We start from the raw sequence: 16496 nt of genomic DNA, 5'->3' as shown, positions 1-16496 counted from the left end.
GTCTAGTCCATCTTGGGGGAAAGCGCGTTCGGCACGGTGGGCGAGCCGATCTGGCCCCACGCCCCCTCCCTGAGCCGGCCGACCGGAACCACCACGTCCACCCCGGGCCACGCCACGGCCCAGGTTCGGACGCCGTACGACGAGGTAAGGAGACCCGGCTCTGGCGCCACGGCGAACCACCACCTCCACGACCGGTGCACGCGGCCCGCACCCGGCGCCCTGACCACTGCCGAATCCCCACCTCCCGCGAGTTCACCGCGGCCCCCGCGACGCCGGATGGCGGCCCATGACCCACCCGCCGCACTCCGCCGCCACGAGCCGCGCGCGATGGCCCTCTTCCCTCTCGTTCCGCCACCGCTCCCGATGAACCCGCGCGCGACACGGCAGCCGCCGAGGACGGTCCCGCACCGCGCCCCGTCGTGCTGATCGCCCCCGCGCACCCCGCGACCACCCGCCCCACCCCGCGCCCACCGGGCGAGAGGGGACGGGGCACACACCCGGGAGGACCGGCCCCGCCGACCGCGCCGCGACACGGCGGGCGACGCGTCGACGCGGGCGCCAGTGCGGTGAACAACGACGTTCCCGCCCGACCCGCGCCGCCACCGGGCCCCGAACCCGAGGGCACGGCAGGCCCTCCCCGCACCACCACGCCCAGGAGACCCGCATGCCCACGCCCGACGGATACCTGTACCGCGCCGCATCGGACCGGCCCTACTTCAGCGCGGACGGCGACACCTACCTCGCGCAGACCCCGCTCAAGGACATCGACAAGACGCTGCCACTGCGCGTGCTGTCCAAGGAGGACCTCGCCTTCTGGCAGACGTACGGCTACGTCGTGGTCAAGGAGGCCATCCCGGCCGCCGCCGCGAACAAGCTGCTCGACTTCGCCTGGGAGTTCCAGGGGCTCGACCCCGGCCGCCCCGACACCTGGTACACCGAGCGCACCTTCCGTACCGACCTCGAACGCGACCTGTACATCTACGGCTTCGTCGAGGCGTACCACCACCAGCTCATCTGGGACAGCCGGCAGAGCCAGCGGGTCTACGACGCGTTCGTGGACGTGTGGGACTGCGAGGAGCTGTGGGTCACCCTCGACCGGCTCAACCTCAACCCGCCCAACCGGGGCAACCGCTCCCGCTCCCTGATCGAGCCCACCGACGAGGGCTTCGACATCGAGCTGCACTGGGACGTCGACTCCACCCGCAGCGTGCTGCCGCAGCGCGTGCAGGGCATCATCGCGCTCCACGACACCAGGGCCGAACTCGGCGGCTTCCAGTGCTCGCCCGAACTCTTCCGGCGCTTCGACCGCTGGAAGCTCGACCAGCCCGCCGACCGCGACCCGGTCCGCCCGGGCGTCGACCGGTCAGAATTCCCCGTGGTACGGCCCGAGTTGGGCGCCGGCGACCTGCTGATCTGGAACGGGATGCTGGCGCACGGCGTGGCCCCCAACACCTCCGAGCGCGGCGTGCGGTCGGTGCAGTACCTGTCGATGATGCCCGCCCTCGAGGAACACCAGGAGCTGCGCACCTCGCGCGTCGACTCCTGGCGCGACCTGTCCACGCCCACCTGGAACAAGACCCTGGTCGGCGACGCCACCCGGCACGAGTCGCTGCGTTACCCGACGGCCGACCTCACCGACCTCGGCGAACGGCTGCTCGGCCTCACGTCCTGGAACGGCACAGCGACCGAGCGGTGAACCGGAGAGACGGAATGCGCGCCATCTGCCTGACCCTCCCGACCAACCGGCCCTCCGCGCCCATGGTCACGGCCATCTGCGCCGAGGCCGCCTACGCGGCGCGGCACTTCCCCGTCGAGGTGCACGTCCTGATCCTGGACTCCGCCGCGCCGGGCGCCCGCGCGGAGCACGCCGCGGCGCTGGCCGCCGTGCCCCGCACGCCCGGGGTGGTGGTGCACCACCTGGACGAGGACGCCCAACGGGCCTTCCTGCGCGCGGCAATCGAACGCGCCGGGCTGCCCAAGCCCGAGCTGGTGCTCGACCTCATGCTGCCCGCCGACGTCTCCTACGGCGCCTGCACCAACCGGGCCTTCCTCATCGCCGCATCGCTCGGCTGCTCGTCCGTCCACCGCCGGGACTCCGACAGCTCGTACCAGGAGCTGAACGGCGAACCCGTCTACCCCGTCCACCACGAGCTGACCTCGATCGGCGAACGGGCCCGCGACGCCGCGCCCCGGGTGGACGCGACCGACCTCGACCCGGCGCACCTGGACAAGCCCGTGGTGCTGGTCGGCGCGTCGTTCGTGGGTGAACTGTCCGTGGACATCAGCGAGATCCGGCAGCTCGACGCGGACGTCTACCGCGACGTCGTCGGCCTGTGGGCGCCCGCCGACTGGAGCGCGGAGCAGAAGCGGGAGCTGGCCGACGAGTCGTTCACCGGCGCCGGCACCGCGCCCTTCACCGGCGACCACGCGCTGCTGACCCTCGTGGACCCGATGCGCCTGGACATGTGCAACATCAGCTTCCAGCAGGTGCACGAGCGGGTGCCGCTGCCACCGGCGACCAACACCATCGGCAGCGACTACTTCCTGATGCACCTGGTGCACGACGCGGCCCTGCCCGGCGTCCTGCACAACCGGCACATCGTGAACTTCTACACCACGGAGCGGCGCACCGACGCCGGCTTCATGGCCTACCAGCTGCGCTTCACCAAGTTCTTCCTGTCCATGCTCTACCTCAACGCCGTCTACGCGGCCATGGCCGAGGCCGGGCCCACCCTGCTGGACGACGCACACCAGGTGCGCGCGGAGCGCGTCAGCGAACTGGTCTGGGACAGCACCCGCCTGCCGGTGACCGAGAACGAGGAGCGGCTCGACGTCCTGGAGCGCTCGTACCACAGGCTCGGCGGCCGGTACGCCACCTTCGCGCGGTCCATCGCGCCGCGCCGCCAGCAGTTGCTGGACGAGGCCCGCCACGACATGGAGGACTTCGCACGGCTCATCGACGCGTGGCGACCCCTGGTGCGGGCGAGCCAGGCCACGCGCATCCACCCGCTCGACCGGTAGACCCCCGGGGCCATCCACATGTACGTCAACGTCACCGCACCCCTGCGCGCCGCCCTCGCGGCGGCCACCGAGGACCAGCTCATCTACGACCTGGCCGGCATAGCGCGCCGCCACGCGACCCTGCTGCGCGAACTGCCCGGCGTCCACGTCCGCTTCGCCATGAAGGCGTGCCCCGTGGACGAGGTGCTCAGCCGCCTCGTCGAGCAGGGCGCCGGCTTCGACGCGGCCAGCCCCGCCGAGGTCGCGCAGGCCGTCGGCGCCGGCGCGCCGCTGGACGCCATCCACTTCGGCAACACCGTCAAGTCCGACCGGCACATCGCCGAAGCCCACCGGATGGGCGTACGCGACTTCGCCACCGACAGCGTCGAGGACGTGCGGGCCATCGCCCGGCACGCGCCCGGCGCCCGGGTCTTCTGCCGGCTGGCCACCGACGGCGCGGGCGCCCTGTGGGGCCTGAGCCGCAAGTTCGGCTGCACGCCGTCGGACGCCGTGCGCGTCATGGAGGTCGCCCGGTCCGCCGGCCTCACCCCGGCCGGCCTCTCCTTCCACGTCGGCTCCCAGCAGATGACCGCCGGGGCCTGGCGGGACGCCATCGACCGGGTGGCCGGCGTCGTGACCGTACTGGCCCGGCGCGGCATCCACCTCGACCACGTCAACCTCGGCGGCGGACTGCCCGCGCCACACGGCACCGACCGCGCCGGCGACCCGCTCGACCCGCCCCTGGACAAGATCTTCGCCGTCATCCGCGAGGGCATGCGCCGGTTGCGCGCCGTCGCCGGCGGCCCGCTGGACTTCCGCATCGAACCCGGCCGCCACCTGGTCGCCGACAACGGTGCCATCCGCGCCCACGTCGCCCGCCTGACCACCCGCGAGCAACTGGGCGGCGACCGCGCGCACTGGCTCTACCTCAGTTGCGGCAAGTTCAACGGCCTGTACGAGATGGACGGGCTCCAGTACCCGCTGCTCTTCCCCAGCCACCCCGAGGACGCCCCGCGCGTGCCCGCCGTCATCGCGGGACCCACCTGCGACAGCGACGACGCGTACGACCCGGCCGGCGCCCCCGTCCGCGTCCCGGCCGGCCTCGCCTCCGGCGACCCGGTGTGGATCGGGTCCTGCGGCGCGTACGCCACCAGCTACACCACCCAGGGCTTCAACGGTTTCAGCCCGCTGCCCTACACCTGGATCGACGGCGACCGCGCCGGACGCGGCGGCCCACACCCGGCGGCCCCACCGCTGGCGGCCCCGGTGGCCCTGGGCGAGGTGGCGTAGTGAACGACGTACGCATCCGCCCCATCGCCGACGCCGACTGGCCCGCCCTGGCCGCGCTCGAGGAGCGCGCCTACGCCGGGCTCGGACTCTCCGAGGGCGAGGCCGCGCTCCGCTCGCGGGCCCGGGTCTCGCCCGCCACCTGCACCGTCCTGGACCGCGCCGGGGACCTCGTCGGCTACCTGCTCGCGCTGCCCTACCCGCCCTTCCACAGCCCCGACCTGGCCCACGCGGAGACGGCCACCGCCGCCGTCCCCACCCGCAACCTCCACCTGCACGACCTGGTCGTCGCCCCGGAGCACCGCGGGGCGGGCCTGGCCCGGCGGCTGCTGCGGCACCTGACCACGGCGGCGCGGGGCGCCGGGCACGAACAGATCTCCCTGGTCGCCGTCGCGGGCAGCGCGCCGTTCTGGGCGGGGCACGGGTACCGCCCGCACCCCGAGGTGTCGCTCCCCGACAGCTACGGCACGGACGCCGTCTACATGTCCGCGCCGGTACCCGGGCGCACCCCGACCCCCGGACGCGCCGGTGAGCCGCGCCCCGGGACACCCGTGACCGACGAAGTGGGCTGATGCACATGTTGGGTGTTCGCGACGACTTCCGCCGGCGGCTGCTGGCGATCGCGGCGCTGTTCTGCGTCCTGGGCTTCCAGTACGCGACCTGGGCGGCGCGGCTGCCGGCGCTCAAGTCCGACCTGGACCTGAGCAAGGCCGAGGTCGGCCTGCTGCTGATGGCCGCGGGCGTCGGCGCCGCGATCTCCTTCCCGCTGGTGGCCGTCCTGACCCGGCGCCTGGGTTCGCGGCGGCTGGCCGTCGTCTCGGGCCTGTTCCTCGGCGCGGTCCTGCTCGGCCTCGCCGCGGCGCCCAACTACCCGCTGGCGCTGGCCGTGATGTGCCTCGACGGCCTCGCCGTCGGCTGCCTCAACGTCGCCATGAACGCGCAGGGGGCGGCCCTCGAAGCCCGCCACGACCGTACGGCCATGGCCAAGCTGCACGCCGTCTTCAGCGCCGGCTCGCTCTTCGCCGCGCTCCTCGCGTCCGGCATGAACGCGCTGACCCACTCCGTCGCCGCGCACTTCGGCGCCGCCGCCGCGATCATCGCCCTGCTCGTCGTCGCCACCCGGCCCCACCTGCTCCCCGACGAGGCCCCGGCCGAACAGACCACCGACGACCCCGCGGGGACCCAGACCACCGGGCACCCGGCCCCCGCCGACCAAGCCGCCGACCAGGCCACCGACCAGGCCGCGGCGGACCAGGCGAACCAGGCGGGTCAGGCGGACCAGCCACGCCGCCGGCTGAGCCTGCCCGCCACGGCCACCCTGTGGATGGGCGGCGCCATGGTCTTCGGCACCGTCACCGAGGGCGCCATGAACGACTGGTCGGCCCTGTACCTGGAGGAGGCCGGCGCCTCGGCCAAGGTCGCCCCGCTGGGCATCGCCGTCGTCTCGGTGATGATGGTGGCGGCCCGGCTCTTCGCCGACGGCTGGCGCGCCCGCTGGGGCGACGGCCGCGTCGTCCGCGTCGGCAGCGTCCTGGCCGGCACCGGCCTCGCCCTGGCCCTGTTGGCCGGCGGCGTCGTCCCCGCGCTGCTCGGCTTCGCCTGCATGGGCCTCGGCATCGCCGCGGTCACCCCCTGCGTGTACGTCGCCGCCGCCCGCCAGGGCTCCGACGCGCTGGCCCTGGTCGCGGCCATGGGCACCACGGGCCTGCTGGCCGGCCCGCCGGTCATCGGCTTCATCGCCCAGGGCAGCAGCATGACCTGGGGCATGGGCGCGGTGGCGGCCTCGGCCGTCCTGGTCGCCGCCTGCGCCACCCGCATCCGCTGGACCGCCGCCGCCCAGGAGAACCCCAAGCCCCCCCACCCCCGCCGAAACCGTGGAACCGGCCGAACCGGCCGAACCCGCCGCCTCCTAGCTCCGGGCACCGCCGACCCGCCCGCCCCCGCGACCCGCCCCGGGGGCGGGCGGGCCCGTCTCGTCGCCGCTCCGTTCGCCTTGGTCAGGGTGATCCACCAGGTGAGAACACCAGGCAGCTGAGCGGCCGACGGGAGGTAACACGTGGAGTCACCCGACGCCTCGGCCCTACGCGTCCCGGTCGGAGCCGACGCCGACCGCTGGACCACCCGCTCGGCCCGCCGCCGGGTCCCCCTGGTGGCCCACAACGTGACCTCGGCCGGCCGGCTGCTCGACGTACTGCCCCTGTTCCACAACGACTTCCGCGTCCAACTCCTCGTCACCTCCACCGGCTCCTCCCCGTTCCAGGGCGGCCTCACCGACCTCTTCGCCGACCTCGCCCTCCCCGTCCTCCCCTGGCACCAGGCCCTGACCACCCCCGTGGACCTCGCCATCTCCGCCAGCTTCGGCGACCAACTCCCGCTGTTGCACGGCAAGTTGACGACCCTGCCGCACGGCGACGGGTACACGAAGAAACTCGCCGTAGCCGGCCACACCGGCACCGAGCCCACGTTCGGCCTCTCCCCCGCATGGCTGCTGGCCGACGGCGAGCCGTACGTCGACGGCCTCGTACTGTCCCACCCGGAACAGCGGGAGCGGCTGCGCCGGGCCCATCGAGATCGGCCCCGCCACCTGGACCACGGAGGTACTGGCCCGCCACCCCCACACCACGCTCGCCGGCTACGCCACCGGCCCCCACCACTGCGTGGCGCGCACCCGCAGCCACGGCCTGCTCGACCTCACGGCGACCCCGGACGCCGACGCCGACCCGACCGCGTACGCCTCGGCCCTCCACGCCTGGCTGACCACCGGCGGCACACCACCCCCGGCCGTCATCACCCTCCGCATACACACGGCCGGCGGCGTCCACCCGGTACGGGTACGCCCGGTGGAAGAACCCCCGCTCACGCCACCGCCTGGCAGCGCCGACGCAACTGGTCGAGGTAGCGGAGGTGGGGGGTAGCGCGCTGGGGTGTCAGGAGGCGCTCGGCCTCGTCGACCGCCGCCAGCGCGGCGCCCGTCTCACCCCCGTCGAGCAACGCCTCGGCGAGATCGGTCAGAACCCGGGCCTCGTTGTACGGCTCACGCTCGACACCGCCCCCACCCGCGAAGAAGTCCCGCGCCCGCTCCAACTTCGCGCGCGATTCCTCGTAGGCGGCCTCGTACGACCACCGGTATAGCCGCAGCAGCCCCCCGCAGCCGCCATCGCGTAGTCCGAGGAGAGGTCACGAGGGGCCGTGTTGGCCGAAGAGGCCCCCTTGTCCGGCTTCTACGTACGTCTCCACACTCCCGACATGGTGTACCGGTGCCGTGCGCAGACAGGCGATGGGACGTTGTGTAAGAACCGGGTGAGCGGCCCAGACATGCGCTGTCACCACCACCGAGGTCGGCCAGCGGGACGCGTTTCGACGCCCCGTAAGAAGCCCGCGAGGCGTACCCAGGTCACACGCTCGACCCCGCGCCGAGCGCCGTCGCGATCGACGGGCCCTCAGCCCCCGCGAATGGCTGCGGCTCGGCCCCCACGACGCACTCAGCCCGCGACACAAGCCGCCCAGGAGACGCAGAGGGTTGAGGAGGCCGCACGTATATGCCTGGACGTCATAGAACGCGGTGGCACCGCTGTCATCGCTGAGCGTGCGTCTACTTACGTATCGGACGAGACATGGCAGACCCTCGTGAAGCGTCATCGCCGGCGGGGTTGCGATCCTCTGGCCCGGTTGGCCCGCGACATCCTCAACGGCAAAGACCTGCTCCATGAGGCCGTTGGTCGCGCCGTCGGCGGTTTCTTCGGCCTGATAGGTCGCCCCAGAATCGAGAGGGTATTCGCACAGGAGGTGGCCCGAAGGGTCCCGCTACCGTTTGACGCGAAGCTCTCGGCAGCCGCACGGGGCTTGCAGATCGCCGGCATCTACACCTGCGTCGTGGGAAACAGGGACCTGACCGACTGCGCCTGCCTGCGGGACGTGATCAGTGCCGAGGGCCAGGAGCGCCTGCAGCGTCTGATCCACGGAGCGATGGGGGACTGGCAATCGCTTCCCCGGCAAATGCGCGATGGCGTGACTGGGCTTTGAACGGACAGCACGCGTCAACCCAGGCCCACGACTGAGACGAGATCTGAGACGCGAACCGCCGCGCGGAGCGCGCTCGGTGCCGCCGCCGCATCCGCTGAACGACAAAACCCCAGGTCGGAAGCATTCCTACCTGGGGTTTTAACTGAGCCGCCTTCGGGATTCGAACCCGAGACCTACGCATTACGAGTGCGTTGCTCTGGCCAACTGAGCTAAGGCGGCATGCCGTGCGAGCCTGATCGGCGGTGACGGCGGAGCCAAGTCTACACAGTTTCGCGGGGTGCTCCGTACGAGGTGGTGTTCGGGGGCTCCGTGCAGGTCAGGCGGGTCGTGCGGGGCTGGGCGAATCAAGTGCAGGTGGTGCCGGGGGCGGGGAGTCGGCCCGTGAGGAGGTAGGTGTTGATCGTGCGGTCCGCGCACTCGCTGCCCCGGCCGTACGCCGTGTGGCCGTCGCCGTCGTACGTGAGCAGGCGGGCCGAGGAGAGCTGGGCGGCCAGGGAGCGGGCCCAGCGGTAGGGGGTGGCGGGGTCGCGGGTGGTGCCGACGACCAGGATCGGGGCGGCGCCCCTGGCCTCGATGCGGTGGGGGCGGCCGGTCGCCTTGACGGGCCAGTAGGCGCAGCTCAGGGCCGCCCATGCCAGGGTCTCGCCGAAGAGCGGGGACGCCTTCCGGAAGGTGGGCAGGGACTGGATGGCCTCGGCCGGGCGGTGGAAGGCCGGGGGCAGGTCGAGGCAGTTCACTGCCTGGTTGGCGACCATGAGGTTGCTGTACGTGCCGTTGTCCGACCGTTCGTAGAACGCGTCTGACAACTTGAGCAGCTCTGTACCGTCCCCGCGGATCGCCTCCGCGAGCCCCGTACGCAGCGCCGGCCACGCCCTCTCGTCGTACATCGCCGACATCACCGCCGTCGTGGCCAGCGACTCCGTCAGCGTCCGCCCCTCCTCGGCGCGCAGCGGTCGGGCGTCGGCGCGGTGCAACAGGTCGCCGAGGAGGCCGACGGCCTTGGAGCGGTCGTCCGTGCCCAGTGGGCAGTCCGCGCGCCGGACGCAGTCCGTCACGAAGGCCGTGAGGGCCGTCTCGAAGCCGGCGGTCTGCTCCAGGTTCATCCGCTCGGCGCCCAGCGACGGGTCCATGGCCGCGTCCAGCACGAGCCGGCCCACGCGACCGGGGAACAGCCCCGCGTACGTGGCCCCCAGGAACGTGCCGTACGACGCGCCCACGTAGGTCAGCTTCCGGTCGCCGAGGGCGGCGCGCAGCACGTCCATGTCGCGGGCCGCCTCGGTGGTCGACAGATGGCCGAGCAGCCGGCCGGAGCCGCGCTGGCAACCGCGGGCCACCTTCTCGTACGCGCGCACCAGGCCCCGCTGTTCGGCCGCGTCGTCCGGGGTCTGGTCCGTCCGCAGGTGGGCGTCCATCTCGCGGCCCGACAGGCACCGGACCGGCTCGCTGCGCCCCACCCCGCGTGGGTCGAAGGCGACCATGTCGTACCGCGCCCGTACCGCGCCCGGGTAGCCGATCCCCGCGTACGCCTGGAGGTAGCCGATCGCCGAGCCGCCCGGCCCGCCCGGGTTGACCAGCAGCGAACCCAGCCGGCGCGGCCCGTCGGTGGCCCGCTTGCGGGAGACGCCGAGCCGTACGTCGCGGTGGGCGCCCGGCCGCGCGTAGTCCAACGGGACCCGCAGCGTGGTGCACTCGAACCCGTTGGACCCGCACGGCCGCCAGCGCAGCCGCTGCTCGTAGTAGCCCCTGAGCGGGGACGGGATCGCGGGCGGCAGCGGGCGCAGGACGGTGGTGGCGCGGCTCGCTCCGGACCACTCGTCGGGCGCGCCCCTCGCGCCTGCCCGGGGGTCCACGCGGCCCGCGCCGTCGTCGGTCCCGCCGCGCCCGCCGACCTCGCCTTGCCGCCCGTGCTCGCTGCCGGGCGAGGGTGACAGCGGCCCCGACGAGGAGGCTGTGACCGCCGAGCCAGGGGACGGGTGGCCGCTCGACGAACAGCCGGAGACCAGCAGCGCCGCAGCCGCGACCAGGGTCCCGGACGTACGGAACAAGCGACTCGTATCCATCGTCGACCCCTCAGTCGTCCGCGGCATGGGCGCGCGTCAGCCGCACGTCGGCGGTCGCGCACCGGAAGTCGGAGGGTATCGACACGCGTACACACAGTCGCCATTCATGGCCTCCGTACGAGTGAACGTCACGCTGAACCAGCCCCCGAGCGGCCCCGTCCCGCCCGCCCGGCCAGGCGGGTGGCGGCGCGGGCCCGGCGGCGGCGGGGTCGTGCCGTACGCCCCACGTCGGGGCCGTACGGGCGGCCGGGCGCGCGGGCGAGGGTGGGTGGGTCAGCCCGCACGCAGGGACAGGGTCATGGCCTCGACCGCGAGGAGCGGGGCCACGTTCCGGTCGAGCGCCTCGCGGCAGGCGCGGATCGCCTCTATCCGGCGCAGCGTCCGCTCGGGTTTGGAGTTCGCCGCGATGCGCTCCAGAGCGTCGCGCTGCTCGGCGTTGGCTATGGCCACCTGCGAGCCGAACTGCAGGGCGAGCACGTCGCGGTAGAACGCCGTGAGGTCGGTGAGGGCGAGGTCGAGGCTGTCGCGCTGGGTGCGCGTCGAGCGGCGCTTCTGCCGGTCCTGCAGGTCCTTCATCACGCCGGCCGTGCCGCGCGGCAGCCGGCCGCCGGTGCCCGCCGCGGCCCCGAGCGCGGCGCGCAGTTCCTCCGTCTCCTTCGTGTCGACCTCCTCGGCGAGCTGCTTGGCCTCCTCGGTCGCTGCGTCCACCAGCTCCTGCGCGGCCTTGAGGCAGCCGCCTACGTCGTCCACCCGCAGCGGCACCGACAGCACGGCGGCGCGGTGGGCCCGGGCGCGCTCGTCCGTGGCCAGCCGGCGGGCCCGGCCGATGTGCCCCTGGGTGGCCCGCGCGGCGACCGCGGCCCGCTCCGGGTCGATGCCGTCCCGCCGTACGAGCACGTCGGCGACGGCCTCCACCGGCGGGGTGCGCAGGATGAGGTGGCGGCACCGGGAACGGATCGTCGGCAGCACGTCTTCCAGGGAGGGGGCGCACAGCAGCCACACGGTGCGTGGTGCGGGCTCCTCGATCGCCTTGAGCAGCACGTTGCCCGCGCCCTCGGTGAGCCGGTCGGCGTCCTCCAGGACGATGACCTGCCAGCGCCCGCTGGCCGGGGAGAGCTGGGCCCGGCGCACCAGGTCGCGGGTCTCCTTGACGCCGATGCTCAGCATGTCCGTACGGACCACCTCGACATCCGCGTGCGTACCGATGAGGGCGGTGTGGCAGCCGTCGCAGAAGCCGCAGCCCGGCGCTCCGCCCAGGGCGCGGTCGGGGCTGACGCATTGCAGGGCCGCCGCGAAGGCGCGGGCAGCCGTCGAGCGGCCGGAGCCGGGCGGGCCCGTGAACAGCCAGGCGTGCGTCATCTTCGCGCCCGACGGGCGCCGCGTCGCACCGCTCGCCTCGGCGGCCGAGGCGCCCGGAGGCGTCGCGTCCGCGGTCGAGGCGTCCGTGACCAGCGCGTCCGCGTCCCGCGCGGCAGCGGCGAGCTGCTCAGCGACCCGGTCCTGTCCCACCAGGTCGTCCCACACCGCCATGACGCTTCTCCCTGCCTGCCGTACCTGCTGCCGTGCCCCGCCTGTCCCCGTACCCTCGTCGTCCCGCGCCCCCGCCGTAACGCGCCGCCGTCACGAGACGCGCCACTTCGCGCTCCACGGCGGGCGACCGCCTCCCCCGCCTGCCGCTCCGTCGAGCGGCACCCAGGCGTACCCGCGCCCGCACCGCCGCATTGGCGTTCCGACGCGCCAACACGTCAGCGCACCGACGCGTGTGTCGCAGGTGCTCCGACCGTGCGGTGGGCGGTTCGTCCATCCGCCAACCATTGTGGAGTACGGCACTGACAATGCCGGCCGCACCCGTGCTGACCTGCGGTATCGCCCGCCGGTGGCGAGCGGGGCGGGTCGGGCCCTGTCCTCGGGGCCCGACCCGCTTCCGACTCAGCCCTTGCGGCCCCAGCCCCTGCGGCCGCTGCCCGGGCGGCCGTTGCCCGTGCTGCCCCGGCCGCCGGGGTCCCGCTGCCCGGGCTGCCCGCCCGGGGACTGGTCTTGGCCGTCGTGACCGGCCTGGGGTCCGTAGTGACCGCCCTGGTGGCGCTCCTCGGGCCGGGCGTAGTGGCCGCCACCTGCCGCGTCGTGCGGGCCAAGGAGTTCGTCGGCCAGCGTCGGCAGGTCATCCAGCGGGGTCTCCTCGGCCCACTCGGGGCGACGCCGCTTGCGGCCGTGCGGGTCCGCTCCAGGGTCGCCCGCCTGCTCCGCGTCGCCCTGACCCAACGGGGCCTGGCCGGTGCCGGCCTGCGTCGGGTCGAACTGCGGCAGCTCCCGCGTGCGCTCGTTGCCGGAGTCCGGGGCGGCCTGACGCCCGCCGTCGGCGGCGTCGGACTCGGGCCGGAACACCCACGGCGGCACCCGGTCCGCGGGGTCCGACGGGCGCTCGGCCTCTGGACGCGCGCCTTCGGCGCCGACCGCGGGCAGCACGGCCGTCTCGTCCATCGCGCCCGTGGGCGTGTCCGGCTGGGGCGGCGTCGGCAGTTGCGTGGTCTCCTCCGTGTCCCACGCCTCCCGCGTCTCCTGCGTCTCGCGGGTACCAGCGGCCTCGCGCGGGCCTGCGGCCTCACGGGGGTCCCGCGCGCCATCGGCCTCACGCGGGTCCCGCGCGCCGTCGGCCCCGCGCGCCTCGCGTGCCGCACCCGTCTCGCGTGCCCCCGGCGCGCTGGGCGCGCCCTGCGCCGGGGAGTCCGCCTCGGGGCGTACGCGCGGCAGCACCCACGTCGCGTCGTCGGCCGCATCGCTCCGCGCGCCACCGCCCGCGCCACCGCCCGCGCCGCCGCCCGCGGCAGCGTCCGGTCGCGGCGCCCGCGGGTCTATCCGCGGCGTCTCCACCGTCTCCGTCGCGTCGGGGCCGGCGGTGGCCCGGGGCTTGGCGGCGGAAGGTCCAGCGGCCGGGGTCGCCGGGGCCTCGCCGGCACCCGCCGCGGCCGTACCCGCCGGGCCGCCCGCGCCCTTGTCGGACGGCTTGACCAGCGGCGTCGGCACCGTGGGCGCCTCGTCCCGCGCGCTCGGCCGGCCGGGCTTCGGCGGCGTCGTGTCGGTCGCGCCCGGCGCGCCGCCGAGCCCCGGCTCCGGCAGCGCGGCAGCCGCCTCGGCCGCCAGGCGTGCCTGCTCGGCGCGGAGCAGCGCCTCCTCCGCCTTACGCTGCTTCTCCAGCCGCCGCGCCTCGGCCTCGGCCCGCAGCCGCGCCTCCTCCTCGGCCTGCCGGCGCTGCCGCTCCTCCTCCGCGGCGCGGGCGCGCTCCTCGGCCTCGCGCCGCTGCCGCTCCTGCTCGGCGAGTCGGCGCTCCTCCTCGGCCCGCTGCCGGGCCTCCTCCGCTTGCCGCTCGGCCTCCAGGCGCTTGGCCTCCTCGGCCTCGCGGCGCTTGCGCTCCTCTTCCTCGGCCCGCAGCCGGGCGAGCTGCTCCTGCCGCTCGCGCTCAAGCCGCTCCTCCTCGGCCTTGCGCGCCGCCTCCTCCTCGGCCTTGCGGCGGGCCTCTTCCTCCGCCTTCCTGCGCGCCTCCTCGCGGGCCTCGATCTCGGCCTGCGACAGCGGCAGCACCTGGTCGAGGCGGTGCCGTACGACCGTGCTGACGGCCTCGGGCTCCTGGCTCGCGTCGACCACCAGGTAGCGCGCCGGGGCCGCCGCGGCCAGGGTCAGGAACCCGGCCCGCACCCGATGGTGGAACTCGGCGGGCTCGGACTCCAACCGGTCGGGCGCCTCCGTGAACCGCTCGCGGGCGGCCTCGGGGGAAACGTCGAGCAGCACCGTCAGATGCGGAACGAGGCCGTCCGTCGCCCAGCGCGAGATACGGGCGATCTCGGTCGGCGACAGGTCGCGCCCGGCGCCCTGGTAGGCCACCGACGAGTCGATGTAGCGGTCCGAGATCACCACGGCGCCGCGCTCCAGCGCGGGCCGTACCACCGAGTCCACGTGTTCGGCCCGGTCCGCCGCGTACAGCAGCGCCTCGGCGCGGTGCGAGAGCCCCGCGCTGGCGACGTCGAGCAGGATCGAGCGCAGCCGCTTGCCGATCGCGGTGGCGCCCGGCTCGCGGGTGACCACGACCTCGTGGCCCTTGCTGCGGATCCACTCCGCGACCGCCGTGACCTGCGTCGACTTGCCCGCCCCGTCGCCGCCCTCGAAGGCGATGAAGAAGCCGTTCGCGGCCGGCGCCTCCGCCGGCTCGCCGCCACGCACCGCGTCCCGCAGGTCGCGCCGCAACGGCACGCCCTGCCGGTCGTCGGTCTTGCCGAGCACCAGCGCGGCCACCGGCAGCAGCAGCGCGCCGACCAGCATCAGCGTGAACGCCGCGCCGCCGTGCGCGAAGACGAAGTCGCCGTTCTCCAGCCGGTGCGGGCCGATCACGGCGGCCAGCAGCGGGGCGGCGAGCACGCCGAGCGCGAGCGCGACCCGGACGACCGCGTGCAGGTGCTCCGTCGTGCGCGGCCGCCGCGACTCCTCGGTCTCCTGGTCGAGCAGCGTGTGCCCGATGTTCGCCGCGATCCCCGCCGCGACGCCCGCGAGCAGCGCCAGCAGCAGCACCGTCGCCGGGTCGGGGACCAGGCCGGTGGCGAGCAGCGCGAGCCCGGTGGCCGTGATCGCGAGCGCGAACAGGCGACGGCGCGAGAGCGCGGGCAGCACCCGTGGCGCGCACCGTACGCCGATCACCGGGCCGCCGGCGATCGCCAGCGCGAGCAGCGAGAACCCGACCGGCCCGCCGCCGAGGTCAGCGGCCTGGAGCGGGGCGACGCCGAAGGCCGCGGCCATCGCACCGGCCACCGCCGCGCACGCCGGTACGAGCACCGGGATCGCTCCCGTGCGCCCCTTGTCGGGTGCGGTGTCCCGGGCGCCGCCCGCCCCGCGCACCGGGACCTTGGGCCGGCGCAGGCCCTCCAGCGGGGAGCGCGCGCGAGTGGCCTGCGCGCCGGGCAGTTCCAGGAAGAAGAGGACGGAGACCGAGGCCGCGAAGAGGCCGGCGGCGACGTACGAGGCCAGCGCCGGCTGGTGCTGGTGGAACCAGTCGATGCCGGAGCCGAGCACGTTGCTCAGCAGGGTGACGACGAGCATGCCGGCCGCGGCGATCGGCAGCGAGACGGCGGTGGTACGGAGCGAGAGCCTCCGCAACGCGTCGAGGTGGTCGGGCAGCGGTCGTACCGCCGCGCCCTCCAGCGGGGGCGGCGGCAGCAGCGCCGGGGCCGCGCCGTCCCTGGCCACCGTCCACAGCCGCTCGGCCACGCCCACCACGAAGGCCGTGACCAGGAGCGATGCCACGGCGTCGGCCGGCATCCAGTCGATCCACAGCGGGGCGATCACCAGGAGTACGAGCCGCACCCCGTCGGCGCCGATCATGGTCCAGCGCCGGTCGAGCGGCCCGGAGGTGCCGATCAACGAGGCCAGCGGCCCGAGCAACACCGCGCCGAACAACAGCGTGGCCAGCAACCGGGCGCCGAACACCGCGGCGATCGCGAGCGCCGCACCGCGGTACCCACCACCGAACGCGCCCGCCGCCACCGCCGCCTGGAAGGACAGCGCCAGCAGGGCCAGCACGGCGAGCGCGTCGCCGATGCCGCTGACGAACTGCGCACTCCACAGCCGTCGCAGCGGTGGGTAGTGAAGCAACGCTCGTACGGCGCGCTCGCGGGAGTCCGCGGCGAGAGCGCCGGCTGAGGAGCTGACGGCCGTTGGCTGCTCGGTTCGCGTCATCCCGCCAGCCTATCCGGGTCACACGAATTGCCGTGGCCGAGCCCGAACATGTGGACGGGCGCATCGCGACATGTGCCCGGACGAGTCGGTCACAGCGGGGCGAACCAGCCCCTGAGGGGGTCGCACAGGGGGCGCGTGAGCTCGTCGCGCGCCACGCGATCCGCCGTGACCGCCCGTCCGAACTCGGCTACGCACCACGCGATCCGGCCACCACGCCTCCGCGCTCCCATGCCCCCCGAGTCGCTTTCCCACCGGCGAGCGCGCCCCCACCGAACGCGCGGGGCGCACGCGGCGGGCGCGTACACGGCGGGTGCGCGGCCCCCACGGCCTTGCGACTTCGCAGCCCCGCATCCCCGAGGCACGAGAAACACACAGTCCCAGGGCGCGAAAACGGGCCGCGCCGGC

Annotated in this window: 11 protein-coding genes and 1 tRNA gene; 7 read left to right on the top strand and 5 right to left on the bottom strand. The window is 74.6% G+C overall.

Annotation, left to right across the window (positions count from 1 at the left end; translation table 11 throughout):
* Positions 1-664: 664 nt before the first annotated feature.
* Genes OYE22_RS17725 through OYE22_RS17700 form a run of 6 tightly spaced genes read left to right on the top strand, consistent with a single transcriptional unit; the run spans position 665 to position 7186 of the window.
* Positions 665-1696: a phytanoyl-CoA dioxygenase family protein gene (locus tag OYE22_RS17725; RefSeq protein ID WP_277321317.1), complete on the top strand. Its 1032-nt coding sequence runs from the start codon at positions 665-667 to the stop codon at positions 1694-1696.
* 14 nt (positions 1697-1710) lie between these two features.
* A complete protein-coding gene (locus tag OYE22_RS17720; RefSeq protein ID WP_277321316.1) occupies positions 1711-3021 on the top strand; it encodes a DUF6271 family protein in 1311 nt (436 codons plus the stop codon).
* A gap of 18 nt (positions 3022-3039) precedes the next feature.
* The gene (locus OYE22_RS17715) at positions 3040-4290 is read left to right on the top strand and encodes a type III PLP-dependent enzyme (protein WP_277321315.1); all 1251 of its coding nucleotides are present in this window, start codon (positions 3040-3042) and stop codon (positions 4288-4290) included.
* Complete coding sequence (locus tag OYE22_RS17710; protein WP_277321314.1) at positions 4290-4859, top strand: GNAT family N-acetyltransferase; 570 nt, start codon at positions 4290-4292, stop codon at positions 4857-4859. The genes OYE22_RS17715 and OYE22_RS17710 overlap by 1 nt, the downstream gene beginning before the upstream one ends.
* Before the next feature lie 5 nt (positions 4860-4864).
* Positions 4865-6322 (top strand): MFS transporter, encoded by a 1458-nt coding sequence (locus OYE22_RS17705; RefSeq protein ID WP_277321313.1) that lies wholly within the window; start codon positions 4865-4867, stop codon positions 6320-6322.
* A 21-nt stretch (positions 6323-6343) separates the two neighbouring features.
* Positions 6344-7186, top strand: coding sequence for a hypothetical protein (locus tag OYE22_RS17700; protein WP_277321312.1), 843 nt, complete (start codon positions 6344-6346; stop codon positions 7184-7186).
* On the opposite strand, the gene OYE22_RS17695 is transcribed toward OYE22_RS17700, so the two are convergent.
* A complete protein-coding gene (locus tag OYE22_RS17695; RefSeq protein WP_277321311.1) occupies positions 7144-7371 on the bottom strand; it encodes a hypothetical protein in 228 nt (75 codons plus the stop codon). The two genes, OYE22_RS17700 and OYE22_RS17695, sit on opposite strands and share 43 nt — an antisense overlap.
* A 585-nt stretch (positions 7372-7956) precedes the next feature.
* Here OYE22_RS17695 and OYE22_RS17690 point away from each other — a divergent pair.
* Entirely contained in the window at positions 7957-8310 is a 354-nt protein-coding gene (locus tag OYE22_RS17690) for a hypothetical protein (protein ID WP_277321310.1), read from the top strand.
* 145 nt (positions 8311-8455) lie between these two features.
* Here OYE22_RS17690 and OYE22_RS17685 read toward each other — a convergent pair.
* From OYE22_RS17685 to tmk, 4 genes are all read right to left on the bottom strand, one after another.
* Positions 8456-8529 (bottom strand) — tRNA-Thr (locus OYE22_RS17685).
* Between the two features lie 125 nt (positions 8530-8654).
* Entirely contained in the window at positions 8655-10370 is a 1716-nt protein-coding gene (locus OYE22_RS17680; protein WP_277321309.1) for an alpha/beta hydrolase, read from the bottom strand.
* A 273-nt stretch (positions 10371-10643) separates the two neighbouring features.
* Positions 10644-11900, bottom strand: a complete 1257-nt coding sequence (locus tag OYE22_RS17675; protein ID WP_277321308.1) for a DNA polymerase III subunit delta' — start codon at positions 11898-11900, stop codon at positions 10644-10646.
* A gap of 399 nt (positions 11901-12299) precedes the next feature.
* Entirely contained in the window at positions 12300-16091 is a 3792-nt protein-coding gene (gene tmk / locus OYE22_RS17670) for a dTMP kinase (protein ID WP_277321307.1), read from the bottom strand.
* Positions 16092-16496 lie beyond the last annotated feature (405 nt).

The organism is Streptomyces sp. 71268 (assembly GCF_029392895.1).
GTDB lineage: Bacteria > Actinomycetota > Actinomycetes > Streptomycetales > Streptomycetaceae > Streptomyces.
The sequence above is the reverse complement of the archived record's forward strand: the minus strand, read 5'-3'. Positions and strand labels throughout refer to the sequence as shown.